Raw genomic sequence first — 24,345 nt, 5'->3', positions numbered from 1 at the left:
TGCATGGCATAGACATGCCAAAAGAGTCGGCATCATCGCAAAAAACAGGGCGAATGTATACATGCAGGCACCTTTGTCCTGATGAGACATGCTGCGCAGGATGCAGCAAGAGAGGGCTACCTGACACCTGCTGTCGCAAGTGTCGGTTCACCTATATCAGATTTGCTTCAAGTTCTACTTCAAGTCCTGTTCACCGACACACCACCATCCACCAGCATGGAGGAACCCGTCATGAATGAAGACGCATCCGATGCCAAAAACAATACAGCCTGGGCGATTTCTTCTGGCTGCGCCAGACGCTTCAATGCATGCAGGCTAGCGACCTGGGCCATTGCTTCTGCTGTGTGGTTCATTTCATGTGCCATCGGCGTCTCTGTACCGCCAGGCAAGATCGCATTCACGCGTATGCCCTGCGCACCAAATTCTGTCGCCAGTGCCTGTGTCAATCCATTCAGCCCGGCCTTGCTGGCGGCATAGGCAGCAACACCGGGGAAGCCAACAGTATGGCCGACAAAGGTGGATGTAAAAATCAGGCTGCCACCACCACGTTTCAGCATGGCTGGGATTTGATATTTGGCACCAAAAAATGCACTGTTCAGATTGGTATCCAGCGTGTCTTGCCAACCTGCGGCAGACACTTGTGGCGTCGCCCCCATTTCACCCATGGTGCCTGCATTATTGAATGCAATGTCCAGGCCACCAAATTCACTGACGGCAAAATCAACCAGGGTTTGCGCGTACTGCTCGTGGCGGACATCGCCTGCAATACCAACGGCACGGCCACCTGCCTGCTGTATCTGTGCCACCAGGCTGTCAAGCCCAGCCTGTCGGCGCGCACCTGCGATCACTGTTGCTGCCGCGCTGGCAAACAGCAAGGCGGCTGCCCGGCCTATGCCGGAACTGGCACCGGTGATGATGGCTATTTTGTTGTTCAAGACTGTCATGTCGTGTCCTCTTTGCTTCTAGTTGGTAAGAGATTGCAGTATTGGTTTTGGAGGGCGCTATGTCTCGCCAGAAACGGACGAGGGATTTAAAAAGGACTATGCATGTAGGAAATCGCCGACCTGATTTTGAGAAAGACGCCATTTAATTTGCCGTGCCGGCTTGCTATCCTTCATTCATTACAGATGCGTAAAAATGCATAGAATGCGCGCAAATTTTCTCAAGAACAACTGATTGTCAGGAGCAATCCATGGCTGGATTTACACCGGAATTTATTTCTCAATTTAACTTGCGCAGGCAGTTCGCAAGACATGGCCTGGCAATGTTGTTCTTGAGTTGTATGGCAGCAGCATCTGCGGCTGATACCACTGTGTCTCCCGCGCTGGATCGTGCCAGCGTATCAATCGGCGCATTTAATGCCGACACCAGTTTTCAACTGGGTGTCAATACCCCCTCGGGCCGGTATGAGACGCCGTCTTATGATGGCGAAAGAATTACCATACCCAGAGTGAAGGCAGATTTTTTGCTTGGTCACAGCCAGGGTATTTCCCTTGACTATTACCGCTACGATAAATCCTACTCATCCAACCTGGACGGTAGCACTACCCTGAATGGCCAGCCCCTGAGTGGCACTGCCGCACTTGCCGCCAAAGCGCGTTTGGAAATTGGTCAGGTGGCTTATAAATGGTGGATAGGTCAGGGCGCAGATGTCGTGGGCTTGGGGCTGGGCGCAGCCTATTACCGGGCAAGGGTAGGCGGTACAGTGAGTGGCACAGTGGCTGGCGTAAACAGCAATGGCGCAGATACGTTTGAGCGCAGCACGTTTGCCCCCTTGATTGAACTTGGCTGGCGCCATGCATTTTCACCAGCGGTGCGGATGTTTACAGAAGCTTCAGGCATCAAAAAAAATGGCGGCAGTATCAACGGGCATATCTACACGGCGACGATAGGCGCAGAGTGGTTCCCGGTTGAGAATATCGGTATCGTGGCGGACTACGGCATATCCAAAATCGACCTCACACGCGACCTTGGCCGCGAAGACAGCGCACAATTGAATCTGCGTCTGACAGGGCCTTCTGTTTATTTGAAAGCGCGATTTTAAAAAGTATGGGCTTGTTGGTAGCCTGTTGGCAGAAATCGAATTTTCGTACTGTAGGGTGCGTTATAACGCACCGCATGAGACCTAAAAATGATGCGAATGATGAGCTGGTTGAGAGATTTAATGAAAAATAGTTCCTTAGGGTAGTTGATCGCCCAAGCGGTGCGTTGCAACGCACCCTACTTTTTTAAGCGGAGGGCAGAGTGCCAGGCATTGTTTCTTTTAAGGAGGCGAAGATGGCAGACCCTGTCCCTGAGCCGTCATGCACCGTATGCAGGCGTGGTGTACGGGGCAATGCCAGCCCTACATCACAGCCATGATCTGGCGATATTTGTTGATGCATCTTATTTTCCCAGCAAGAAATTGGATGTGGTCTGGCTGCCAAGCTGAACCGGCGCTTCGGTTTCGTCCTTCAAGGCCACCCCCGTCAGTCCACGCTTGCGCGCTTCAGTCAGCAGGTAATGCAATTTATAGGCAGCCTCATCATAGCTTAGACCATCCGGGCGGATGTTGGAGATGCAGTTGCGGGCAGCATCTGTTAAACCTGGCTGTGGTGCCCAGGTCAGGTAGGCACCCATGCTGTCGGGCGAACTCAGGCCAGGTCTTTCACCTATCAATACCAGCACGGCGCGGGCGTTGAGTAGCGCGCCTGTTTCATCACCGATGGCAACCCTGGCCTGGGTGGCGATGATGATGGGTGTCATGCTCCAGTTTTCAGGCGTGAGTCTGGCCTGCAAGCTTGCCATGAAGGGTAAGGCATTTTGTGCGACGGCAGGGGCTGACAAACCATCTGCAATGACGATGGCGAGGTCAGTTGGTGGTGATGACAATTGCCCCAGATGCTGACGCGATTCCTCATTCAATCTGCGACCAAGGTCGGGTCGCTGCAAATAAGTATTGCGGTCAAGCGCGGCGCTGTTGACGTGAAGGCTCTCATAACCGGCTTGCTGCAAGGCTTGCGCCAGTGCTGTGACATCCAGTGCCTGGTGCACGGCATCACGGGCGCGCGCATGGGCGAGCTGGAAAGCCAGTTGTGCACCGGTGGGCACGCTGACACCGGCGCGGCCCAGGGCGATGCGCGCCTGGGTGAACTGGCGCAAGGCGTGCCAGGGGTTGGCATGGACGGGGGGCTTGTTTGTGCTCATCTCTTTATTGAATTATTTCAAACGTCGCAAGGCAGTTTCAAAACCACGAGGCAGGGCATCGTGCAAATGCAGTTGCTCATCGTGCTTGTATATTTCCATCTGCTTGAGCCAGGCTTCAAACTCAGGTGCTGCTCGCAAGCCGAGTACGCGCCGCAGATACAGTGCGTCATGGAAAGACGTGCTCTGGTAATTGAGCATAATGTCGTCTGAACCCGGCACGCCCATGATGAAATTGCAGCCTGCTGTCGCCAGTGAAGTCAGCAGAATATCCATGTCATCCTGGTCAGCCTCGGCATGGTTGGTATAGCAGACATCGCAACCCATGGGCAAGCCCAGCAGCTTGGCACAGAAATGGTCTTCCAGACCAGCGCGTATGATTTGCTTGCCATCGTACAGATATTCAGGCCCGATGAAACCGACCACAGAATTTACCAGCAAGGGCTGGAATTTGCGTGCCACGGCATAGGCACGTGCCTCGCAGGTTTGCTGGTCCATGCCATGATGCGCGTTAGCTGACAAGGCACTGCCCTGGCCGGTTTCAAAGTACATGACATTCTGACCCACCGTACCACGCCCCAGCGACAGGGCGGCACTGCGTGCTTCTGCCAACAGTGCGAGGTTGATGCCAAAGCTGCTATTGGCCGCCTCTGTGCCTGCAATGGACTGGAACACCAGATCCACCGGCGCACCGCGCTCTATGGCTGCCATGGTATTGGTCACATGCGTAAGCACGCAAGATTGTGTGGGTATTGCGTATTGATCGATGATGGCGTCCAGCATGTGCAGCAGCTTGATGACTTGCGGCACGTTGTCGCTGGCGGGGTTGATGCCTATCACTGCGTCACCACTGCCATACAATAAGCCATCGAGTATGCTGGCGGCGATACCTGTCGTATCGTCAGTAGGGTGATTAGGTTGCAGGCGCGTGGCGATGCGGTTTTCCAGGCCAATGGTATTGCGGAATGCGGTGACAACGCGGCATTTTTTAGCCACCAAAATCAAATCCTGTACCCGCATGAGCTTGCTGACAGCGGCTGCCATTTCGGGCGTGATGCCGGGTGCCAGTGCGCTTAGCGTCGCAGTATCTGCCGCATCCGACAACAGCCAGTTACGAAAATCCCCCACGCTTAAATGGCTGATGGTGGCGAAGGTGGCGGCATCGTGTTCATCAATGATGAGGCGGGTCACCTCATCGCTTTCGTAAGGCACCAGTGCTTCATTGAGGAATATTTTCAGCGGCAAATCAGCCAGGCACATTTGCGCCACCACGCGTTCCTCTGCTGAGTTTGCGGCAACACCTGCCAGCAAGTCGCCAGAACGCAGCGGCGTGGCCTTGGCCAGCAAGTCCTTGAGGTCGCGAAACTGGTAAGTGCGCGTGCCGACGATGTGGGTAAATTGTGCTGCCTTCATGCTCATCTTGCTGCGGTTTCTGTCGTCATGGGATTGCTGTCTTCTTCATCTTGCGTAGTCGCAACACGTTTGCCAACAGTCATGACATGGTAAATATAAGCCAGCCCCAGGAAGAGGCAAAAAATCCCGAATATCAAAGCATTATAATAAATCATGGTTGCCATGCAGATGCAGGCACTGATCAGTGCAAACGCTGGTGAATAAGGATAAAACGGCGCACGGAAAGGCCGCACTGTATCTGGCTCGCTGCGGCGCAGTTTGAACAAGGCCAGCATGCTGACGATATACATCAACAGCGCGCCAAATACACTCATGGTGAGGATATTCGCTGTCAGGCTCTGGCCGCCTACCTTGATCAGTTCATCGCTATAAATCGCAGCGATGCCAATGGCACCACCCGCCAGAATTGCGCGGTGTGGCGTCTTGAAACGCGGATGGATTTTGGCAAAAAAATGCGGCAGATAATTCTCGCGCGCCAGCGCAAAAATCTGCCGTGAATAACCAAGTATGATGCCGTGGAAAGACGCAATCAAACCAAACAGGCCCAGCCACACCAGCATGTGCAGCCAGTTGCTGTTATTGCCGACCACCAGCTTCATCGCCTGCGGCAAGGGATCATTGATATTTGATAATTTGGTCCAGTCACCGACGCCGCCGGCAAACACCATGACACCTATCGCCAGCACCACCAGGGTGATGATGCCACCTATGTAGGCGATGGGGATGGAACGTTGCGGGTTGCGCGATTCTTCTGCCGCCATTGCCACACCCTCTATCGCCAGAAAGAACCAGATCGCAAACGGGATGGCTGCAAACATGCCTGGTAGTGAGGCGATACTGAAATGATCCTGCCCGGCCCAGCCACCTTTGGTGAAATTGCTCATGCTAAACCCCGGCGACACCACGCCCATGAACACCAGCAATTCAAATATCGCCAGCAAGGTAACTGCCAGCTCAAAATTGGCGGCGATCTGTATGCCCAGGATATTCAGCGTCATGAACACCAGATAAGCCCCCACCGCCGCCGTCTTGGGATTGATTTCAGGAAATTGCACATTCAGGTAAGCGCCTATCGCCAGCGCAATGGCGGGTGGTGCAAACACAAATTCGATGAGAGTAGCCGCCCCGGCAAAGAAGCCGCCCAGCGGCCCAAAGGCCCGCCTGCTATAGGCAAACGGCCCGCCCGCATGCGGTATGGCCGTGGTCAGTTCAGTGAAGCTGAAGATAAAGCTGGTGTACATCGCCGCGATGAACAGCGCCGTGACCGTGAAACCCAAAGTGCCAGCAGATGCCCAGCCATAACTCCAGCCAAAATATTCGCCCGAGATGACCAGACCCACCGCAATACCCCACAACTGCAAACTACCCAGCGTAGGTTTCAACTGCGCAGTCGTGCTTGACGTGGCCTGATCAGGTGTCATGGTTAGCCTCACTGTGGGGGTAGGGGTGAGTCAAGTATCCATGATTCGGGGAGTTATCACAAGTGCCAGAGTTGGGTTGGAGGGGCATCGTAGGTTGGGCTGATGAAACGTAGCCTAGCGAGGCCCGGCCCAACCTACGATAATTTTTTCTTCCGCCTTTGATACAAAGTCTCAATCAAACCCATCGTCCAGCACATGGGACACCCACGCATCAACAAAAATGCACCAATGAGTGCCAACCCTGACCATATCATGCCAAAAGGTTCGAGAAGGAAAGCGGCAATCACCAAACTCAACGCACCAATACCGCGCAGCAAATGCACCGTCACGGACGTACTACAAAACATGATTGCCTCCGTCACGCTCAACAACTCCGGCAAATCCCGCATCCTCAGGCGCACCGTCCTTGAGCCAGTAACCACTGTTGAGCAGTTGCTCGCGCACCTGTGCACGGGCGCGGTGCAAACGGCTTTTGACGGCTTCCAGGCTCAGGCCCAGCTGTGCTGCAACTTCGGGGGCGGTCAGTTCATGCACGTCGCGCAATATCAGCACTTCACGGTAAGGTGGTGACAGGCGTTCCATGGCGCGCACCAGATCCAGCCGCAGATCGGTTGGTACTGTGGCAGCAGTGGGCATGTCGTTTTCGCTGAGTTCATCAAGAGCATCATGGTATTTCTTGACGCGGAACAGACGAAAGCATTCACGTTCAACGATGCGGAACATCCAGGTGGCAAAGGTGGCAGCACAACGCAGCGCACCTACCTTGCGGTACAGCGACCACAAGGCCATTTGCACCGCGTCTTCGGCATCCTCGGCATTTGAGCAGGTTCGGCGGGCAAAGCGTTTGAGGTCCGGCTGACAGACCGTCAGCAGCTCGGCAATGGCAGCGCCGTCACCTTGCCGGGCAGCTTCAATTAATTGAGGGCAGGACAGGTTCATCTCAGTTATCCAGATATTTGCGCCCCACCATGGCGCAGGCGGGGCAAAAGCCGACGAAGGCTGTCATGAGCATGGTGACAGCACTGGCAATGACGGCCCAGTTCAGCATGCCGCCAACTTTACCACTGTATGCCAGCCAAAACAGCAGCAGACCGCTGACGATGCGCAGGGCGCGTTCCCACAGGGGAAGATTGCGTTTGAAATGGAACATGGTGAACTCCTGGTCGTGAATGATACTAAGCAAGAGTGTCCGCCCACGCAAAAGGATTCAGCTATTTTGAAATAAATCAGTTCAAACCCAAAATATCCCCCACAGCCTGTTGCAATTGTTCTACCAACTCGGCATCCATGTATTTGTATTCATCTGGGATATCCAGCACATGCACAGGCTTGTGGCCTATCAGGTTGCGGTAGCAGGCCATCAGGCGTGACTTGTGTTTTTCTTCCATGACAAAGATGACTTCTGCCCATTCTATGTCCACAGTAGAGACAGGGTGGCGGGCATTAGGGCTGGTACCACCAGAGCGGGCGTGCACCATGGGGTGCTTGCGCCAGACTTGCTCGGCAGTCGGGCTGCGCCACTGATTGCGGCTGCAGACGAAGAGGGCGTTGATGGGGGTATTGGACATGATAACCTGCTTCAATGTTAATGTTGGGCAGAGCTGGAAAACACATTCATCACAATGACGCCTGCAATGATCAATGCCATCCCTATGAAGGCTGGCATGTCCAGCTTTTGCCCAAACATGAACCAGCCTACGGCAGTAATCAGCACGATACCCACACCCGACCATACAGCATAAGCGATACCTACTGGTATTACCTTCAGCGTCAGCGACAAAAAGTAAAAAGCCAGCGCATATCCCGCAACCACCAGCACCGAAGGTGCAAGCCGCGAGAAACCTTCGCTGGATTTGAGCGCGGATGTGGCGATGGTTTCTGAAACGATGGCGATAGCCAGGAAGAGCCAGTTTTTCATGATAGGTGTCCTTGGTGAGAGGACATTATGCATGCTGGGGGACGGGCTGAACAGTCTTGTCAGATCGACGAATGTTTGAGCAAATTTAGAATTTTAAGAAGATATTTGCAAGCTGCCAGATCAAAATATGCAGAAAGAAACGCAAGGTGAAAAAAAAACAATTCCCTTAAAGGTGGCGCTTGATAGTGCGTTAAAAGAATGACTAATCTCGTAGTTCACACATGATTTGCATATACAGATTAATGCATGTGATTTTCTTCAAACCAGCCGTGTCAACGCACATCATTCTAGCGCCAATTTGTTCAATTACTGCTAATGCATTCTCCCGGCCTGCCTAAAAAAATCAATGCCTGTCCGGCCCCTTTTTTTTCTTCCTGCATCCGTGCAAGCAGGGAGGTATCAATTTCTCCAGGTTCTGTTTGGCGCATGCAGATATCTCTCAGATAAGGAAGAATCTCGGTTTCACGCTCACGGATTATTTTGTTCGATGCAGACCGAATTTCAGTTGTAAATCCTGAACATCTCGCATTATCAATGTTGAAGCCAGGTGCAAGATATATGACAACATCACCCGTGCTTTTGATATTGATGGGGTTGTTTCTGGCGCCGATTTCTTCTATGCGTTTTTTGATGGCATCACTTACGAGCCGTGGTTCAAAGCATGGGTCTGATTTCGCAGATACTTTATCGGATGCGCAAGAAACCAGAACCAGACAGGATGGAATAAGTAATAGAGCTTTCAAAACTTTCTTCATGTTATCTCCAGTAGTGGAACATCGGGCAGCGGTGACTAACTTCATGCTTATCAAGTTTGAACCCATTAGGAGTTTGAAGACATGGGGAAGATAGGGGCCGTACAGTTGCAAAAATAGATATCAAGATATTGCAGCATGAGAATAGTCACTAATTGTTAATTTCATTACATTAATCATTGAATAACATTGTAATTATGCGTAATATTTATTGCAATATATTTGTTAGGCCGGGCTCCGGGATTGATCTGTCTTGTAACTATGGTTAGTCATTTGTTATTCGTAAGGTATTTTCACAACGCCGGAGGGTTTATGAGTACTAATGCGTCTAAATGTTTGATGGCAACAGTTTTCGTGATTTCTGGATGCAGCACATTTCCCAATCAGATTGCCGGGCCTACAATTAATCCACCTCAAAACAACAGCGAGCTAAAAGCAGATTACAAGCTCAACGATAAATCAATTATTGCCGGTGAAACCAGCGACTGGGCAACAGGAATTCTCCCGGTTGAAACAACTCCTAAAGGCATTAAATCTCAAATAATGGCACTCCGTGGAGCTTATCGTGAAAGAAATAAAAAGCTATTAAATGAAGTGGATGGTCTTAACATGTCGCAGTTGGCCGGCATCGTGATTTCTGCAATCGGTGTGGGGATAGGAGATGTCACTACGCGTAATGCTGGCGCGGGAATAGCAGGTTTGTCTACCTTCTGGTCAGATCACTTCCAGACGATGAAGCAGGCAATCAATTATAAAACTGCGGCTGATGCACTAGATTGTGTTTACCGCGACTTTGATGCGATACCTCAAGATTTATTACAGCAGGCATATAGCAGCAACGGCATGTTTATATTTTCCAAAGATGAATTCGCCAAGAACACGGAAACGGATAAAGCGGTCGCAGAGGGCTACGAAACTTTGTCGAATTTGTACATCAAACTCAATGATACGGTTTATGCAATCGACCAGAAATTAAGGTCGCTACAGGCCAGTGTCACCATTGCCAAAGTGGACGTGTCTGACATACAGGCAGCTGTTACCAATAAGAGCAAAGCTCAGGCAACGGCAGATGGGGCAACGAAAAAAATATCTTCTGAATTGAAACCGGCGCTTCTTGAAAACGCAGGCAAAGCTGGTCGTGCCGCATCTGTTGCCGAAGCGGCGCGCCAGAGATCGACACAGGCTGAAGGCTATAAGCAAAAGATGTCGAGCCAGATCCCTGAGCAACAAAACATCGTTGAAAACCTGAAACTAAAAAGGAATGAATTGACACAGTCGAGATTGTCCAGCGTCAATTCTGCTCAGGAATCACTGCAGGGAACAAGAAACAGAGAGATCGCCAGAGATGCTCAGACAATTGCTGAGGAAAATAAATTAATTGCCAGCTTCGAAAAGGAAAGCAGAAAATTGGCAAATTACGTTGAGCTTCAGAAAAAAGCTGAAGACGACGCAACTGACGCCAGGGGAAAGTTGTTTCAAGCCGAAGCCGATACAAAATCGATTCAAGAAGAGAGGAATAAGCTTGAGTTGCTTGCCTCGTTATTAAAATCGGGCTTCTTTGATAAAACCCTGTTATTACCTGCAAATGCGTCAACTTGTTTGACAGCGATGGGTAAATGACCTGCCGCATCAATCACTGTTTTAATCGACATAACAGTACTTTTTTTCCCGACAAAACTTAGCCATGAGATTCTTATGCCAAATCTAGCCGATGAAGTTCCAATTCCACCAAAGGATCAGATGAACCGCAATCTCTCGTCAGCGACCGAAGGGAGTATGCTAAAAATCTTGGGGATCCCAGGAAAATTGAGTAAATCTTGTTCTGATCCAAGTGGTGAATTTTTGAAGAGAGTAAAGTATAAAGTTGACGTTGGCCCATTTAAGGTAAGTGGGCTTGACCATGCTGTAGAAACACTGGCGCAAATATTTTCGGAAGTGAAACGAGATTTGCCGCAAGTCTACGCTGAAGTGAAAACCGACGGACTTCTTTGTGTTCGACACCGAAGAGGAAATCCTTCAAAGTTTTCAAATCATAGCTGGGGTGCAAGTATTGATTTATATTTTGGTGATGCAGCGATTGACCAGGGAGTGCCTAAAACTCAGCGTGGAATACTTCTTCTGGCTCCATATTTTGAGAAATATGGCTGGTACTGGGGGGCTGAATTTTCTGGAGACTCTGTTGACAGCATGCATTTCGAGCTTGCGGAAGAAACGATCATGACTTTGCCAAAATATGCCTGAATGTAATTTACCGTCACTGCATAGTGTTCAAATTCATTAGAACTCATCTCTGCCAGAACGCATTTCATAAATAGGATGAGTTCTAATGAAATGAGTTCTGGTAATACAATGCTGTGATATGTAAAACCATGTATGTTTGCTTATGTTGTTGATAGTTGCAACTTGTTGAGCTTGACCTCAGCAGGCTGCTGATAATGCGCGGGGCGCGTTCCCAATGGGGCAGATTGCGTTTGAAATGAAACATGGTGAACTCCTCTTTGTAATTAATGAATGACACTGACCAGAAGTGTTCAGACGCTTAAAAGGATTCAGGTTTTTTCAAAATAATTGAAAATAGTTTTAAAAATCAGATCAAGCCCGGGACGTCACCTATGGACCATTCATCAGGTGTGACTTGTGTTTTTCTTCCATGTCAAAGATGACTTCTGCCCATTCTATGTCAGCAATACTGGATGACGGACATTCTGGCTGGTGCCACCAGAGCGGGCGACGGGCTCATCCTGGAGCCAGAACAGCCAGGAAAATACTGCCACCATGAGTGCAGCAGCGATGAAGATAAAACGCAGCTTGGATTGATTTATTCTGACAAATAAAGGCGGTGATAAGACCCGCCAAATTATACGAGCCTCTGTGGCTTTGCCAGTGTTTTTACCCATGCTAACAAATGCGCCAGCTTGTGGCGCCTGATCATTGCCCTTGCCATGATCAGGCAAGGGCAGGCCAGATTACTTCGCCTCGTCGTCGTAGAGTGCAGCAATGCCACCCGCCAGCGCATGCGGTTGTGCGCCTTGCAGATTGGTCAGTACCACCACAGTCAAATGCTTTTGTGGCAGGTGCACACGCCAGGTGGCTGCGCCGCCAACGTAAGAAATGGCAGGCTGTTTGCCAAAGGGCATGAACATGAAGCCCAGGCCAAAGTCACCATCCTGGCCATTGCGCAGTTTGTAGGAAGTGCTCATTTCCTTTAGCAGCGCAGGCTTGATGAGCTTGCCGCTGGCCAGCCCTTGTTCAAAATTGATGAGGTCGCGGATATTGCCATTCAAGAGTCCGGCAGGGGCCATATAATCGAGCATGAACTTCGCGCCATAATGGTAAATCTTGTCTTGCATGACGACAGGGCGGCCATTTTTCATCTCCAGCTTGCTATGGTCTTTGCTGATATCGAGCGAAGTATACAAGTCACTGCGGCCAGGGAAGATGGACCAGGCATCACCAAACTTTGCGCCAGTGATACCCATGGGCTGGAATAAACGGGTCTGCAGGAACTGCTCATACGGCATGCCGCTGATTTTTTCTATGACCATGCCCAGCAGCACATAGCCAGTCTGGTTATACACAGATTTTTCACCGGCGGGCTGTAGCGGTAATTTTGCCAGCTCCTGCAAGAGTATGTCGCGGTCACCGCTGATGGTGGTGATATTGACGTCGTCAGTAATCGCGTCTGGCAAGCCAGAAGTATGCGAGAGGCAATGGCGCAGCGTGATGCCAGACCAGGCCGCAGGCAGTTGTGGCAGGATTTTTGTGATGGCATTGTCGAGTGTAATACGGCCATCCTGCACCAGCAACATGATGGCGCTCGCCGTAAAGGTCTTGGTCATCGAGGCCAGCGGATAAGCAGTATCTGCCCTGGCTGCCACATTGTGTTCTATGCTGGCCAGGCCATAAGTGCTTTCCTTGATGAGTTTATTATCACGCAGCACCGCCACTGCCATGCCAGGTATATGCCGCTTTTGCATCTCGGCTCGTACATAATCATCGACGGCATCGGAATGTGCTTGCATGGGGCTGACAGCGAAACCGCCCAGCAAGGCCATGTATGGCAGGGCAGATCAATTTTGAATAAAAAACTTGAAATAAGCTGTGCAGCCCAAAGATCAAGGGCACCAGCAAACCAGACAGCAAATCAGAACAGCAGCCCATGCACCAACTACCGACCGCCATCACCCGCTTCATTGCAGACGCCACCCTGACCGCCGACGACATTGGTGAATCACCAAGCAGTGTGTATCGCTTCAGCAAAGGCGGTGAAAACTTCTTCCTCAAGACTTCGCCACCTGTGCTGGCAACGACCACCTATAGCGTCAAACGCGAAGCACAGGCGCTGCAATGGCTGAGCGGGCGCATAGGCGTGCCAGAACTGATGGCTGTGGCTGACAATGAACATGGCGAAGCCATGATCACCCGCGCCGTACCCGGCACGCCTTTGTCTGCACGGATAGAGGCCGGGCGGCCAGTCAGCCAGTTATTCCTCGAAGCCCTGCATCAGTTGCAGGGCTTGCCCATCAAGGATTGCCCCTTGCATGCGGGCGCGGCCTTTCGCCTGAAGGAACTGGAATATCTGGTCAGCAAGGGTTTGCATGAGCAAGACTACGAGCTTCACCAATGGCCTGGCCTGCACAGTGAGCAAGACCTGATCAGACTATTGCACGCAACCCTGCCACCAGAAAACCCGCAAGACCTGGTCTTTGCCCATGGTGATCTCGGTGACAGTAATGTCTTTGTTGATGAACACGACCAGCTCTATTTCATCGACCTGGGACGCGCAGGCATTGCCGACCGCTGGATGGACATCGCCTTTGCCCACCGCAATTTGCGGGAAGAAGTGTCTGACAAAGTGGCGGATGTATTCTTGGCTTCACTAGGGTATGCAGATGCGCCAGCGAAGCGGGAGTTTTTCATGCAACTCGATGAGTTGTTTTAGTGGCTTGCAAAGCGTGAGCAGATGGCTGCAACGCTCATGCCAGATTTATGCAGGCTTTTACTGCGAGAGCTTTAGCAATTGCCTGCCAACGCTCATAACTTGCACAAGCCTGTACATTCAGTTGCGGACATTGCATCAATAATTTTGCGCAAATTGCTGACTGTCTCGCCGGATGCTGTTTTTTCTATTGTGGTGGCGAGGCCCAGGATTTGCTGGCGTATCGCGGGTTGGATGATGCTGGCGAACGGTATAGCAGCATCAGCCAGAGATTGAATGACTTTTTCTTTAAAAGATATTCTTAATTCCTGGTTACTTATGCTTTGCAGATAACCATAGTAGATAGACAATACGCCATTTCTTGCTTGCTGCAAACCGGATCGCCGGATCTCGGTGAATTCTTCTGGCTTTAATGTGGCGACAAACTCCGTTAAGAGTGGCATTTCTGTTGCTAGGCAACGTATCAGGAAGGGCTGTAGCTGCTCCAGCTCATTTTGAAAGAACAGAATGTTTTTGTACATGACATTTCCTGCCTGCTTGACGATCATTGCCTGATCTTCCCCTTTTTTGACATGGGACTTCAGATTGAACAATATATAGGACATGATGACGGTATTGGTTTTCGCACACATATTATGCAAAGTATCAAGGTCATCTTTCTGATAGGACGCTGAATTGAGAAATCGCTTGCTGTCCGAAAGTGTGGCAATCAGTTCAGCCACACTATTGTCCTCAAGCCGTGGCATACGGCCCTGGTCTGTTTTTTCTGCCGTTATTTTTTCAAACTCTTGGGCCGCTGCAAGATAGGCATCGATTTCATGCGCGCCAGCGTTTGCGCTTGTACATGCACACAGCAATAGAATTTGCGCCAGCCTCTTCCAGTTTTTCATGCCTGCTTCCACATAGAGTCATTTATCAGCCGGGCAGTGTACTATGTGCGGTAGGGGCGTGCAAATGATGTTTGGCAGACTGGCATGCAGAAAAAAAACGGTGCGCTTGGTGCACCCTGCTGGTCGTGATGGGGTAGTAAGCTAAGCACGTTAATGTCTTTCTCTGTACCTCCGTGTCCCTGTGGGGAGATTTTTGATCTTGATTTCAATGCTACAAATCGCCGTACCGGATGTGGTGCGTTGCAACGCACCACACCGGGCACTATTTCCCTGATTAACGCTCGATACTATATTCTATCGTCACCACCACCCGCGCCACCTTGTCTATCGTGGTCTTGTCGTAAGTGCCGCCGTATTCATCCGAACTGACTTCTGTGCCGACTGGCAGGATATAGAATGCCCCCTGTGAGGCGGAGCGCATGCTGCCTACCTTGACTGCACCGTATTTGGCAAATTCAGTGGCGCGCTTGTTGGCGTTTTCGGTGGCGGCACCGATCAGTGACATCTTGATGTCTTCCAGGTTCGATACCAAAAATTGCGGCGCGCTGTGGAACACTGGCTGCCCATCAGCCTCCAGTTGCAGGGCTGCGCGGCTGACGTTGGTCACCTTGGTCAAATCCTTGGAGGTGACCAGTATGCTTTGCGTGGCCTTGAAGCCGCGCTGCACCTGGCGGCTGCGGCCATCAGGCAGTTCTTCGACGACCATGTTTGGTTCTACGGCTTCTTCGGATTCTTTCAAGGCAGTTTTTTCAAAGCCTTGTTTGCCCAGGAATTCATCCAGTACCGGGCGCGACTTGCGCAGCTTGACCAGGGCCTCGGCAAAGCTGGGCGCGACTACGGCGACACCTATGCGCCATTCAGCATAATTGGCTTGCACGGCTTTTTCTGCCAGGCCCTTGACTGAGATACTCTGCTTGCCTGCGCCTATGTGTTTGGCCTGCACACCAAAAATAAAGGCAGCAGCCGACATGCCCAGGGCCAGCAAAACACCGAGTATGACCAGGGCGCGGGATAAGTCTTTGTTCATTCAAATCTCCAGGGAGTGGTGAGGTAGCAAGGCCAGGCTATGTTGCCGTGCAAAAACTGAGTTTGCGATCACTGTTAAAATTAGCATCGCATCATCATATACTGCGATAAAGCTTTTGTTTTCCCTAAACTCATTGCACTTTGTTGCAAAATATAAGAAAAGGGCTTGCGCAAAATTGTCCCAACAAGGCGAAAGTACTTTAGTACGCGGCTCCTGAGAGAGGAGCTACAACGCTTTGGGGCGGTTTGGCGTAAGCCCTAAAAACCCATGCAAAAAAAATGGTCTACTTTGGAAAGCCTGCTTGCCTGGTGCAAGACTTTCGCACCTGCCCAAATCGGTACCGACAATCGAGAACGCCTGCGCGCCTGCGCTGGCATGCTGGCCGGATTATTACTGACGGGCCTGGCTACCGGGGCCATGCTGGGTTCTTATGCCGCCATCCCCATGATCCCCATGTTGCTGGCACCGATAGGGGCGTCAGCAGTCCTATTGTTTGGCGTACCTGCCAGCCCGCTGGCGCAGCCATGGGCTATCGTTGGCGGTAATATGCTGTCGGCTCTGGTGGGCGTGCTATGCGTGCATTTGCTGGGGCCATCGATGGCAACGGCAGCACTGGCGACTGCGCTGGCAGTGGCTGCCATGTTCTTGCTGCGCTGCCTGCATCCACCCGGCGGTGCGGTGGCGCTGACTGCGGTACTGGGTGGGCCGGTCATACTTGGCCTGGGTTATCAGTTTGTGCTGATACCGACGGGTATCAATTCCATCTTGCTGATGCTGTTTGCGCTGGCGTATAACAATGCCACTGGCCGCCGTTACCCGCATGCTGCCCAGCCTGATCATTCCAGCAAGCATGGCACGGGCGATGTGCGGCCCATAGACAGGCTGGGCTTTCAATCGCGTGACCTTGATGAAGTGCTGCAAAAATACAATCAGGTACTTGATGTCAGCCGCGATGATCTTGAATCCCTGTTCCTGCAAACAGAGATGCATGCCTACCGCCGCCGTTTTGGTGAAATCACCTGTGCCGATATCATGTCCAGAGATCTCATCACCGCAGAATATGGCACCACCCTGGAAGAAGCCTGGACATTATTGCGTCAGCACAGGATCAAGGCCCTGCCTGTCATCGATAAGGCGCGCCGCGTCATAGGCATCGTCACCCTGGTTGATTTCATGAAGAATGCCAACCTGGATGTCTATGAAAAGTTTGATGAAAAACTGCGCCAGATGTTGCGCCGCACCCGCCTCATGCATTCCAGCAAACCAGAAGTCGTCGGCCAGATCATGAGCCACCCGGTGCGCACCGCCCGTCATGACATGCACATCGTTGAACTGGTTCCCCTGCTGTCCGACCAGGGCCTGCACCATGTCCCCGTCATCAACGAAGAACGACGTTTGATCGGCATGCTGACCCAGTCAGACCTGGTGGCGGCTTTGTACCGGGGCAAGCTGGCGGATACTGAAACTGAAGCACAAGCACAGACCAGGCAATGAAAGCATATACACCCACCGTGTTTGCCTTGCGCCAGTTGCTGTACAGGGCTATGCCACTGGCCGTATTCTTGCTGATCATGTTGGGCAGTTACCTGCTAATAGGCAAACTGCTTGATACGATCTTCATGGTTTTGTCATCGGCCGGGCTGGCATTGGCCTATCTGGCCTGGTTTATTTCTGCATATTCAAAGGGTCTGATCGATACTCCAAGACGGCAATGGCAACTGACATTGGAGCATGAGAAAATTAGCATCAATGCACGATGGGGGCGTACTGAGATTGACCTCAACGCTGTGAAGAAAATTGCTCTGGTCAGTGATGATAACTGGGACCAGATCAAAGGCATGGAAGTGCAATGCCTGAAACTGATCCTGGTCAATGGGTTTTCCATTATCATTCCCGGCAGCTCTGCCAATTTTGACAGTATGTTGGATGCGATCAGACAAGCCAGGCAGGTGGAAGAAGTGCTGGTTGATTAGAATGTTGGACAAACCCGCAATAATAGAAACATGTGCCAAACATAGCTTGAACATACCTCAAACGAATTTTGGAAAATAAAAAATATGAACGCAGAAGAAAAGAACGAGCAATTGTGGCAAACTGTGTATGAGGCGCGTGCGGCAGCTTATTCAGAGCAATTTGGCCCGCTGCCTGATGATATTCTCAAAGTGATGAATTTGAATGTAGTCTGGCCAGGCGGCGGCTTGTATCAGCTGGCCGCTCCACAGTTATCGCCGACTAGCTGGCTCACTTCCAGTTTCGGACTCAGCAATCCAGATATGCCGACAACGTTGGCAGCTGAGGAAGTGGTTGTCGAGCATGATGAACTGGGTCGCCCAGTAAAAACCAGTATGCAAATCAAGGGTAAGGACAAAGTCGCTACTTACCCAGGCCGCCCGGGTTATGGCTATGAGTTCATGGTCTTTACACATGGGCAGGCAGAATGGCCACTGTGGCTCTTGCAGTGGGCAGTCAATAGCGAGATACAGCAGGATGTCGATTTCTTGGGTCGCGTCGATAAATACCAGGGCATGACAGTCGAAGATATTTATGTCGGTGGCGAGCAGATGGTGAATATCCTCATCACCAGAGCGCGTGCACCACTGCCAGCCGCATTCAAATTGCCCAATGGTGAAATGAACTTATTGGTGGCAACCACGATTACTGATGATGAAATGATCTGGTCCAAGAGCAATGGCCGCAATGCCCTCATGAACATCCTGCAAAAGTCAGGCGTAGGCCAGTTCAGCAAGCCGGACCGTCCCTCGGTATTACACCCGCAAGGAATCGATTGTGCCAGCATCAAGAGCAGGGAGCAGGCCGAGGCCCTGGCAGAGCAGGGCTTGTTGCGGCGCGGGTTTTTATTCCCGCCCCAGTTTGGCGGCGAAGATGTAGCCTTTAATATTGCCTATATGCCGCGCCAGGCGTATATGCGCAAATTGTTTGCTGACAAACAGATAGGCGAACTGGTGCAACAGGGCTTGATAGAGAACTACCGCGCAGATCCTGAATATGAGGGCGATAGTTTTATCGCCAAGCGCATACGCATACTAGCCAGCGGTGCAAAGAGCCTGAGTTTTGATATAGACCTGTACTGATATTGGCTGATGCAAAAACCTGTGCGCCACTTCAAATGTTTTGCCTTCATGGCCCTGCTCGCAGGCAGCAGCGGGCTTTGGGCATCTGGCGGCACCTGCGAATACACCCTGGCTTGGCCAGTACGCGGCGAGCTGCTCGCCTATCATTCCAGCGGCTGCGCAGATGCCTGCTGGGTCGTCGAAGTGCGCAAAAAATCCACCCGCCAGGTCAGGGCACGTTTGCGTTGTGATGTGGATAAGCTGTATTTTTCACAGCCGGTTAAAAAGGCAGAGCAATTACTGCCAGAAGGCTGTGCAAGCTACAATGACAGCAGCGATAAAGCGCGGCTCATCGCTGAAAAGTTGATGACGCTACTCCAAGATCAACATCGGCGGACTAAATGATGATTGAAAACATATTCAAGGCACACCCCGCAGGTCATCCTATTTTGTAAGGGGGGCTGCGCACACCGATAGCGATCACCATAAAACTGTAAATGATGAAGGAGCCAAACCCCATGAGTACAGACAGGGTCAACAAATTACTGCAAGACATACGCTTGCTGGACGAAGACCGTTACGCGCTGGTGCAAACTTTGCGGGAGCTGGTCCTCAAGCTCGATGATGCCGTGACCGAGGAAGTGAAATACGGTGGTCTACTGTTCTCAGGCACAAAACCATTCTGCGGTATTTTTTCTTACGCCAAACATGTGACGCTGGAGTTTGGTCTGGGGGCATCTCTGCCGGACAAGTACAAGATGCTGGAAGGCGAGGGCAAATATCGCCGTCACATCAAACTGACGTCTGAACAGGATATCAGCGACAAGCATGTGCACGCCTATCTGGTGCTGGCATTGAAGGCGGCGGCACAGGCATGAACAGGCATGTTGTTCTCATCCTGCTCAAGATTGCCCTGACTGTTCCGGTTGCTTATGCGCTGGCTTATCCCTTTTTACATCCTGGCACTTCAGGCGGGGTGTTCAAAGAAGTAGAGATGCTGGGCATATTTGGTGCCATCGTCCTGGTGCTGGTATTTTTAGCCCTGGTCTTTTTGTATTGCCGTGATCTGCAGCAATCGCTTGCCCTGGTGCAGCCAGCGGCACGCAAGGCAGAGCCGCGCAGTGTCTGGCTGATGTTTTTACTGCCCTATAATTTTGTCGAAGATTTTTTCATCATCGCCAATGTCGCCAGGTCCTTGCAGCTAGAGGCGCAAACGAATGCGGCACTGCAATCATTCAAAAGCTTTGGCATGTGGTCTGGCATGGGTTGGTGCGGGATGCAGATCGTGTCTTTGTTGCCGAATGAGCTGGGGTCTTTTGCCGGGTTTCTGGCATTGCCGCTATGGATTATTCATTGGCGGCTGATACGCAAAGTGAATGCAGTACTTGCGGCAAATGCAGAGACACCGCCTGTTTGAGGGGTTTTGCGGTGTGCTTGCAATAACGCGCACCACAGAAATATTTCTTTTGGTATGCGGCATTCTCATGCGGTGCGTTATAACGCACCCTACGTGACGGCATTGATCAAGGCACTCCGGTAGTTTTATATGAAGCAAGTAGGCAGATTTTGAATTGCACCGCGATCGTCGAAAAAGGATAGTCGTAGGGCGCGTTGTAATGCGTAGCATGTGTACGTGCTGCAAGGAGAAAATATTTTCCCTGTGATGTGAGGTTCTCTGTCTTCAAGATGTGGTTGCAAGCATCCCCTTAAAGCAGGTATATACATGCGGATATCCATACGGCGCGTAGTTGCGTACCCTATACGGCCCTGCGGAGTGCTGTACGTTGGTGAAAACTAAGTAACGGCGGATTCTTTAAATAGCCTCAAACCCTTACGTAGGGTCTTGCGCATAATTTTTAACTGGCCCTTTGTCCAGACGGGTAGATATTCTTTATTGAAGGGTGTCAACGCAGGCAAATTACTTCCCCATACCAACTTGAGATAAATACGATTGGTTAATCGCTGGTTACGGTCGAACCGTTGGTTGCAAGAGCGGGCTACATCATCAAACAAATTCCATGCGCTCAGCATGTTTTGACAGGCCGCCGATGTCTCTATAGCACCTGGCAAGTCTGCGGTCATTGCATCAAGGTCAAACAGCGCGGGGTCATTGACCTGCAGGTTCAATCCATGTTGATGGGCGTAATTCTCAATCTCTGCAATGGTTTTAAAGTGCAGCGCTCTTTTAAAGATATCTGTGGCGACGTGATTTTTTGGTGAGTCATGCCACAACAGGTAAGCATCTTTGCCTGCAAGGCGATACCAGCAAGGATAGTAGTGGTTCATTTGATCTAATCAAAGTGAGAGTGATATTCGCCGCTTGTCGTTGATCATTGGGCGTATGCGCAGGATACTCAGTCTATGTCTTGATGCTGCGCATGCAAGCCTAATTTAACGAGCCTCACCCCGCTTGACCCAATCACTGTGCAACAGACCATACCAGGCTGAATCCGACGTTACGCCACCAATGATCCAGCGTTCGCGCAAGTAGCCTTCACGGATGAAGCCCAGTCTTTCCAGCGAGCGGGCCGAGTTGATATTGTCCGGGTGGATGTCGGCGTCGACGCGGTTGAGGTTTAATTCACTGAAGCCGTAATCGAGCAGGGTCACCAAGGCTTCGTGCATGTAGCCGTGGCCCCAGTAAGTCTCGTCCATGTCGTAGCCGATTTCGGCTCGGCGGCAGCCTTCGTCAAAGTGAAACAGGATGCAGCTGCCTATAAATTGCTGGTCTGATTTGCGTATCATGGCCAGACGCAACAAGTCGCCTTTGGCCATGGCGGCCTGGTCACGTTCTACCATGCCAGTTGCCTGGGCAATGTTTGTCCACGGTGCTGTGGTCATGTAGCGCATGACGTTGGGTTTAGAACGCATGTGCAGGATGGCGGGGGCGTCATCCATGCAGAGTGCACGCAGGTGCAGGCGAGAGCTGTCTAAAGTGACCTGGTTGAATGCGGGCATGATAAGGATCTCCAATTACCGATAGTAGACAAATTATAACCGCGCACAAGTGAACTGCACTTCAACAATGTGTACAATAATATCTCACCTACACGGGTCACGACATCATGAAAACCTACCACGGCAGTTGCCACTGCAAAGCCATACGTTTTGAAGCAGACATTAATCTGGCAGACGGCACCATGCGTTGTAACTGCAGTTTTTGTCTGAAGATACGCTGCTGGGCGACGGTGGTGAAGCCAGAATCTTTTCGCCTGCTGGCGGGGGAGGCTGATCTGGCTGAATATCAATTCGGCGCAAAGAATGAACAACATTTCTTTTGCAAACATTGTGGCGTGCGCCCGTTTGGCATCGCCCATTCACCCAGACGCGGTAAATTCTATGGCGTCAGTGTCAGCTGTCTTGATGACATCACCGTCGCAGAGCTGGCGCAGGCACCGGTCAGCTATGTAGACGGCATCAATGATAATTGGGACACACCGCCGGAGGTAGTTAGTTACCTTTAAGGCTGTTGTAGCCGCACTTTTGCCAACACTGCCATGTCTGCGATTTGCTCTTCATAATGCAACTGCTGTTTAAAATAAGCCATCAGCCGTCCCATGTCTTTGGGGGAATTGGCAGCAGTATCACGCAGCCCCTGTTCCAGCAGGGCTTGCAGGGCGGTGGGCGTTAGCGGTAACTGCAAGGGGGCGACGAAGCGAAATGCCAGTGGCTGTGCCTGTTCTTCCAGCAGTATGCTGCCTTCAATTTCCAGCGGCATTTGCATGGCATGCCCGGTACCAGAATCAGCACCAAAATCCTGACCAAAATGCAGGGCAGTGACATCAACGGGATGATGCCTGCCATGCAGATAGACGGACCCGTCGATATAGCCTTCTGCCGGATTGACTGGAAATGTAAAATGCCGGCCAGCCAGCTTGCGCGGGTTAGCACCCAGGCCTGGGATGTGATCCAGCCTGATGCTGGTGTCATGTTCTTCGCCAGCAATAAGTACGCTGACACGAATATGGATTGCCGCCAGGCCATCCGGCCCACGCTGGCCGAAATACAGTGCGTCATGCACTTGCAAGTCGCTGGAAGCAAGCTGCTTCAACTCCTTTGCCATCTTACTCAGCCAGCACTGCCGCCGTCATTTCTGAAGCCAGCGTCCAACCCATCGCAGTGTATAGCGCACGGCCTTCGTCGGTGGCGACCAACACGCCGGTGGATGCATCTTTGCTGCAGGCATAGTTAGCAAGGCTTTGCATGATGGCGTTACCCAGGCCACGGCGACGGTGTGCCGGTTCGGTGACGATCTGGTCAAAGACCGCATACTGTTTGAAGATGGCCATGCGGCCTGTGGCTGCGTGGTGGCCTTCCCAACTGCAGGCGCGTGCGGTGACGGCATCGCCATCGAGCGTCAGGTTGATGTTATAAGCCTCTGGCATGGCGACCTCTGTGAGGGCGATGGGCTTTGTCATCAGGTATTCAATGGGTTTGATTGTCCAGCGTGAAGGCAGCATTGGGGCCACGCTGCTGTGCGGCGCGCACACCTTGAGCCAGGTATCGGGTGTGTCCAGTTCATGTGCCAGTTTTTGTATGGCGCTCAATACATGGCCTTGCAAGACATAACGCTCCAGGTGGCCGGGCAGGCCCACCTGTATGCGGTAACCAAAATCGGCCAGGGGGATGGGGGCATCGGTGCCGCGTGAAATCGTCCAGCCATGCGCCCAGGCACTGAGCAGCTGGTCAGTCTTGTCCGCACCGCTGGCGGTATCGCTGATGAAAGTTGGGTTGTGCATGTTCGCCTCTGCTTGAATCAAATTAATTATATATTCAAAAAAGCAACTCTACTGCATTATGTTGCTTTTAAGTAAATATATCAACTATTTGTCAAACAGTTAATTTAAATTGGTTTTTGTAAGCCTGCCAGACTTGCCTGTTCAGGCGCTTTGTCGAGATTGTCAGGCTGTAGCAGATCGCAATATCATAGGTAAAACCGGGTTATATGCTTGTTTTTCCATATCCCTGAAATGAGTGATGGGTAATGATGAAGATGGCAGGTATTGTTGCGGGTAAACTGACAGGCTCATCTATCATTTGCCCGGCTGCCTCCTTTTTTTTGCTTGATCTGATACAGGCTTGTGCAAGTTCGATCATTGCCCGTATCACGCATGCGCCTGCTAGTGTCCTGTTGTCCTATCGTCCTAAACGCGCATCCCAGTCCAGATCACGGCTTCGGTGGCACCAGATACCAGGGCCTGCAGGGACTTGCTACACAAAGTCAATTTATCCAGATGCGCAGCAGATTGATCATGATGAAATTGTTCTTCTGCGACGATGGCAGCAATGACCTTCACTGCCGCTTCGTCTACAGAGGTCAGTATAGTGAGTTGTGTTTGCAGATGCCGCAAGACGACGCGCTCTATCGCTACCGTAGTAGCAGCAATGGCGTGGCGGCCAAACAGGCCAGTGACAATACCAAGTACAAAACCACCCGCCGCGCATAAAAAAGCACTGCGGCACGGTCTGCATTCCCTGCGCTGCAATTCTGCTGCGAACAGGGCGCGGTGTTTTTCTTCATGCGCTTTAAACTCGCGCAATTCAGCCAGCATGGCAGGGGCGGTGAAACGGGCTATCAGGATTTGCCCGGCATAAATATGGACGGCACCGTGTTCACCGGCATGATTGACTTTCAATATGCTGTTTGCGTTTACATCTACAGGCTTGGCCGCAGGATGGGTGATGTTCTTTTTGATAGACCGCAGTTTGCTATTGTTCATGGTGGCGTCGC

The 24,345-nt window shown here is 51.4% G+C and carries 30 protein-coding genes; 11 read left to right on the top strand and 19 right to left on the bottom strand.

Annotated elements, in window-relative coordinates; genetic code table 11:
* Positions 1 to 179: 179 nt before the first annotated feature.
* Positions 180 to 944 carry an SDR family oxidoreductase gene (locus tag AC07OI_RS19135; RefSeq protein WP_495258325.1) on the bottom strand — a complete coding sequence of 255 codons (765 nt, stop codon included), beginning with the start codon at positions 942 to 944 and terminating at the stop codon, positions 180 to 182.
* 248 nt (positions 945 to 1,192) lie between these two features.
* Between AC07OI_RS19135 and AC07OI_RS19130 the strand changes: the two genes are divergently transcribed.
* The gene (locus tag AC07OI_RS19130) at positions 1,193 to 2,044 is read left to right on the top strand and encodes a porin family protein (RefSeq protein WP_495258324.1); all 852 of its coding nucleotides are present in this window, start codon (positions 1,193 to 1,195) and stop codon (positions 2,042 to 2,044) included.
* Between the two features lie 184 nt (positions 2,045 to 2,228).
* Here the strand turns inward: AC07OI_RS19130 and AC07OI_RS19125 are convergent, their stop codons facing one another.
* From AC07OI_RS19125 to AC07OI_RS19085, 9 genes are all read right to left on the bottom strand, one after another.
* Positions 2,229 to 2,384, bottom strand: a complete 156-nt coding sequence (locus tag AC07OI_RS19125) for a hypothetical protein (RefSeq protein WP_492701205.1) — start codon at positions 2,382 to 2,384, stop codon at positions 2,229 to 2,231.
* A 1-nt stretch (position 2,385) separates the two neighbouring features.
* Positions 2,386 to 3,186 carry an ethanolamine ammonia-lyase subunit EutC gene (eutC, locus tag AC07OI_RS19120; RefSeq protein WP_495258323.1) on the bottom strand — a complete coding sequence of 267 codons (801 nt, stop codon included), beginning with the start codon at positions 3,184 to 3,186 and terminating at the stop codon, positions 2,386 to 2,388.
* A gap of 12 nt (positions 3,187 to 3,198) precedes the next feature.
* Positions 3,199 to 4,596, bottom strand: a complete 1,398-nt coding sequence (locus AC07OI_RS19115) for an ethanolamine ammonia-lyase subunit EutB (protein ID WP_495258322.1) — start codon at positions 4,594 to 4,596, stop codon at positions 3,199 to 3,201.
* Between the two features lie 2 nt (positions 4,597 to 4,598).
* Positions 4,599 to 6,017 carry an ethanolamine permease gene (gene eat / locus AC07OI_RS19110; protein ID WP_492701199.1) on the bottom strand — a complete coding sequence of 473 codons (1,419 nt, stop codon included), beginning with the start codon at positions 6,015 to 6,017 and terminating at the stop codon, positions 4,599 to 4,601.
* Between the two features lie 336 nt (positions 6,018 to 6,353).
* A complete protein-coding gene (locus tag AC07OI_RS19105) occupies positions 6,354 to 6,956 on the bottom strand; it encodes an RNA polymerase sigma factor (RefSeq protein ID WP_495258321.1) in 603 nt (200 codons plus the stop codon).
* 1 nt (position 6,957) lies between these two features.
* The gene (locus tag AC07OI_RS19100) at positions 6,958 to 7,167 is read right to left on the bottom strand and encodes a YgaP family membrane protein (protein WP_495258320.1); all 210 of its coding nucleotides are present in this window, start codon (positions 7,165 to 7,167) and stop codon (positions 6,958 to 6,960) included.
* A 76-nt stretch (positions 7,168 to 7,243) separates the two neighbouring features.
* Entirely contained in the window at positions 7,244 to 7,585 is a 342-nt protein-coding gene (locus tag AC07OI_RS19095) for a low molecular weight protein tyrosine phosphatase family protein (protein WP_495258319.1), read from the bottom strand.
* A gap of 17 nt (positions 7,586 to 7,602) precedes the next feature.
* Positions 7,603 to 7,935: a DMT family transporter gene (locus AC07OI_RS19090; protein WP_492701191.1), complete on the bottom strand. Its 333-nt coding sequence runs from the start codon at positions 7,933 to 7,935 to the stop codon at positions 7,603 to 7,605.
* Positions 7,936 to 8,237: 302 nt separating this feature from the next.
* Positions 8,238 to 8,690: a hypothetical protein gene (locus AC07OI_RS19085; RefSeq protein ID WP_492701189.1), complete on the bottom strand. Its 453-nt coding sequence runs from the start codon at positions 8,688 to 8,690 to the stop codon at positions 8,238 to 8,240.
* 309 nt (positions 8,691 to 8,999) lie between these two features.
* Between AC07OI_RS19085 and AC07OI_RS19080 the strand changes: the two genes are divergently transcribed.
* On the top strand, positions 9,000 to 10,307 hold the full coding sequence (locus tag AC07OI_RS19080; protein ID WP_495258318.1) for a hypothetical protein: 1,308 nt from the start codon (positions 9,000 to 9,002) through the stop codon (positions 10,305 to 10,307).
* A gap of 75 nt (positions 10,308 to 10,382) precedes the next feature.
* On the top strand, positions 10,383 to 10,928 hold the full coding sequence (locus AC07OI_RS19075) for a M15 family metallopeptidase (protein WP_492701185.1): 546 nt from the start codon (positions 10,383 to 10,385) through the stop codon (positions 10,926 to 10,928).
* A gap of 434 nt (positions 10,929 to 11,362) precedes the next feature.
* Here the strand turns inward: AC07OI_RS19075 and AC07OI_RS19070 are convergent, their stop codons facing one another.
* Together AC07OI_RS19070 and AC07OI_RS19065 are read right to left on the bottom strand one after the other, a co-directional pair.
* Positions 11,363 to 11,584 (bottom strand): hypothetical protein, encoded by a 222-nt coding sequence (locus AC07OI_RS19070; RefSeq protein WP_492701183.1) that lies wholly within the window; start codon positions 11,582 to 11,584, stop codon positions 11,363 to 11,365.
* A 69-nt stretch (positions 11,585 to 11,653) separates the two neighbouring features.
* A complete protein-coding gene (locus tag AC07OI_RS19065) occupies positions 11,654 to 12,709 on the bottom strand; it encodes a serine hydrolase domain-containing protein (RefSeq protein WP_495258317.1) in 1,056 nt (351 codons plus the stop codon).
* A 137-nt stretch (positions 12,710 to 12,846) separates the two neighbouring features.
* Between AC07OI_RS19065 and AC07OI_RS19060 the strand changes: the two genes are divergently transcribed.
* Positions 12,847 to 13,629: an APH(3') family aminoglycoside O-phosphotransferase gene (locus AC07OI_RS19060; protein WP_495258316.1), complete on the top strand. Its 783-nt coding sequence runs from the start codon at positions 12,847 to 12,849 to the stop codon at positions 13,627 to 13,629.
* Between the two features lie 92 nt (positions 13,630 to 13,721).
* On the opposite strand, the gene AC07OI_RS19055 is transcribed toward AC07OI_RS19060, so the two are convergent.
* Both AC07OI_RS19055 and AC07OI_RS19050 read right to left on the bottom strand, forming a co-directional pair.
* The gene (locus AC07OI_RS19055) at positions 13,722 to 14,516 is read right to left on the bottom strand and encodes a hypothetical protein (RefSeq protein WP_495258315.1); all 795 of its coding nucleotides are present in this window, start codon (positions 14,514 to 14,516) and stop codon (positions 13,722 to 13,724) included.
* A 274-nt stretch (positions 14,517 to 14,790) separates the two neighbouring features.
* On the bottom strand, positions 14,791 to 15,543 hold the full coding sequence (locus tag AC07OI_RS19050) for an SIMPL domain-containing protein (RefSeq protein WP_492701177.1): 753 nt from the start codon (positions 15,541 to 15,543) through the stop codon (positions 14,791 to 14,793).
* A gap of 267 nt (positions 15,544 to 15,810) precedes the next feature.
* On the opposite strand from AC07OI_RS19050, the gene AC07OI_RS19045 reads away from it, so the two are divergent.
* From AC07OI_RS19045 to AC07OI_RS19020, 6 genes are all read left to right on the top strand, one after another.
* Positions 15,811 to 17,037: an HPP family protein gene (locus tag AC07OI_RS19045; RefSeq protein ID WP_495258314.1), complete on the top strand. Its 1,227-nt coding sequence runs from the start codon at positions 15,811 to 15,813 to the stop codon at positions 17,035 to 17,037.
* A complete protein-coding gene (locus AC07OI_RS19040; RefSeq protein WP_492701173.1) occupies positions 17,034 to 17,516 on the top strand; it encodes a hypothetical protein in 483 nt (160 codons plus the stop codon). The genes AC07OI_RS19045 and AC07OI_RS19040 overlap by 4 nt, the downstream gene beginning before the upstream one ends.
* An 84-nt stretch (positions 17,517 to 17,600) precedes the next feature.
* The gene (locus tag AC07OI_RS19035) at positions 17,601 to 18,635 is read left to right on the top strand and encodes a suppressor of fused domain protein (RefSeq protein WP_492701171.1); all 1,035 of its coding nucleotides are present in this window, start codon (positions 17,601 to 17,603) and stop codon (positions 18,633 to 18,635) included.
* A 9-nt stretch (positions 18,636 to 18,644) separates the two neighbouring features.
* Complete coding sequence (locus tag AC07OI_RS19030) at positions 18,645 to 19,019, top strand: hypothetical protein (RefSeq protein WP_495258313.1); 375 nt, start codon at positions 18,645 to 18,647, stop codon at positions 19,017 to 19,019.
* Positions 19,020 to 19,132: 113 nt separating this feature from the next.
* Positions 19,133 to 19,492 (top strand): DUF1801 domain-containing protein, encoded by a 360-nt coding sequence (locus AC07OI_RS19025; protein ID WP_495258312.1) that lies wholly within the window; start codon positions 19,133 to 19,135, stop codon positions 19,490 to 19,492.
* Positions 19,489 to 20,031 carry a hypothetical protein gene (locus tag AC07OI_RS19020; RefSeq protein WP_495258311.1) on the top strand — a complete coding sequence of 181 codons (543 nt, stop codon included), beginning with the start codon at positions 19,489 to 19,491 and terminating at the stop codon, positions 20,029 to 20,031. Before AC07OI_RS19025 ends, AC07OI_RS19020 begins: the two co-directional genes overlap by 4 nt.
* Positions 20,032 to 20,408: 377 nt before the next feature.
* Here AC07OI_RS19020 and AC07OI_RS19015 read toward each other — a convergent pair whose 3' ends face one another.
* Entirely contained in the window at positions 20,409 to 20,900 is a 492-nt protein-coding gene (locus AC07OI_RS19015; protein ID WP_492701164.1) for a hypothetical protein, read from the bottom strand.
* Positions 20,901 to 21,005: 105 nt separating this feature from the next.
* Entirely contained in the window at positions 21,006 to 21,572 is a 567-nt protein-coding gene (locus AC07OI_RS19010; protein WP_495258310.1) for a GNAT family N-acetyltransferase, read from the bottom strand.
* A 107-nt stretch (positions 21,573 to 21,679) separates the two neighbouring features.
* On the opposite strand from AC07OI_RS19010, the gene AC07OI_RS19005 reads away from it, so the two are divergent.
* Entirely contained in the window at positions 21,680 to 22,078 is a 399-nt protein-coding gene (locus AC07OI_RS19005) for a GFA family protein (RefSeq protein ID WP_495258309.1), read from the top strand.
* Here AC07OI_RS19005 and AC07OI_RS19000 read toward each other — a convergent pair.
* From AC07OI_RS19000 to AC07OI_RS18990, 3 genes are all read right to left on the bottom strand, one after another.
* A complete protein-coding gene (locus AC07OI_RS19000) occupies positions 22,075 to 22,677 on the bottom strand; it encodes a hypothetical protein (protein ID WP_495258308.1) in 603 nt (200 codons plus the stop codon). The genes AC07OI_RS19005 and AC07OI_RS19000 overlap by 4 nt on opposite strands.
* Before the next feature lies 1 nt (position 22,678).
* Complete coding sequence (locus AC07OI_RS18995) at positions 22,679 to 23,353, bottom strand: GNAT family N-acetyltransferase (RefSeq protein ID WP_495258307.1); 675 nt, start codon at positions 23,351 to 23,353, stop codon at positions 22,679 to 22,681.
* 405 nt (positions 23,354 to 23,758) lie between these two features.
* Positions 23,759 to 24,334: a demethoxyubiquinone hydroxylase family protein gene (locus AC07OI_RS18990; RefSeq protein WP_492701154.1), complete on the bottom strand. Its 576-nt coding sequence runs from the start codon at positions 24,332 to 24,334 to the stop codon at positions 23,759 to 23,761.
* Positions 24,335 to 24,345: the final 11 nt, after the last annotated feature.

The organism is Undibacterium sp. GW821-FHT07F11 (assembly GCF_059418665.1).
Note: the sequence above shows the minus strand (reverse complement) of the source record. Positions and strands in the feature narration are given on the sequence as shown.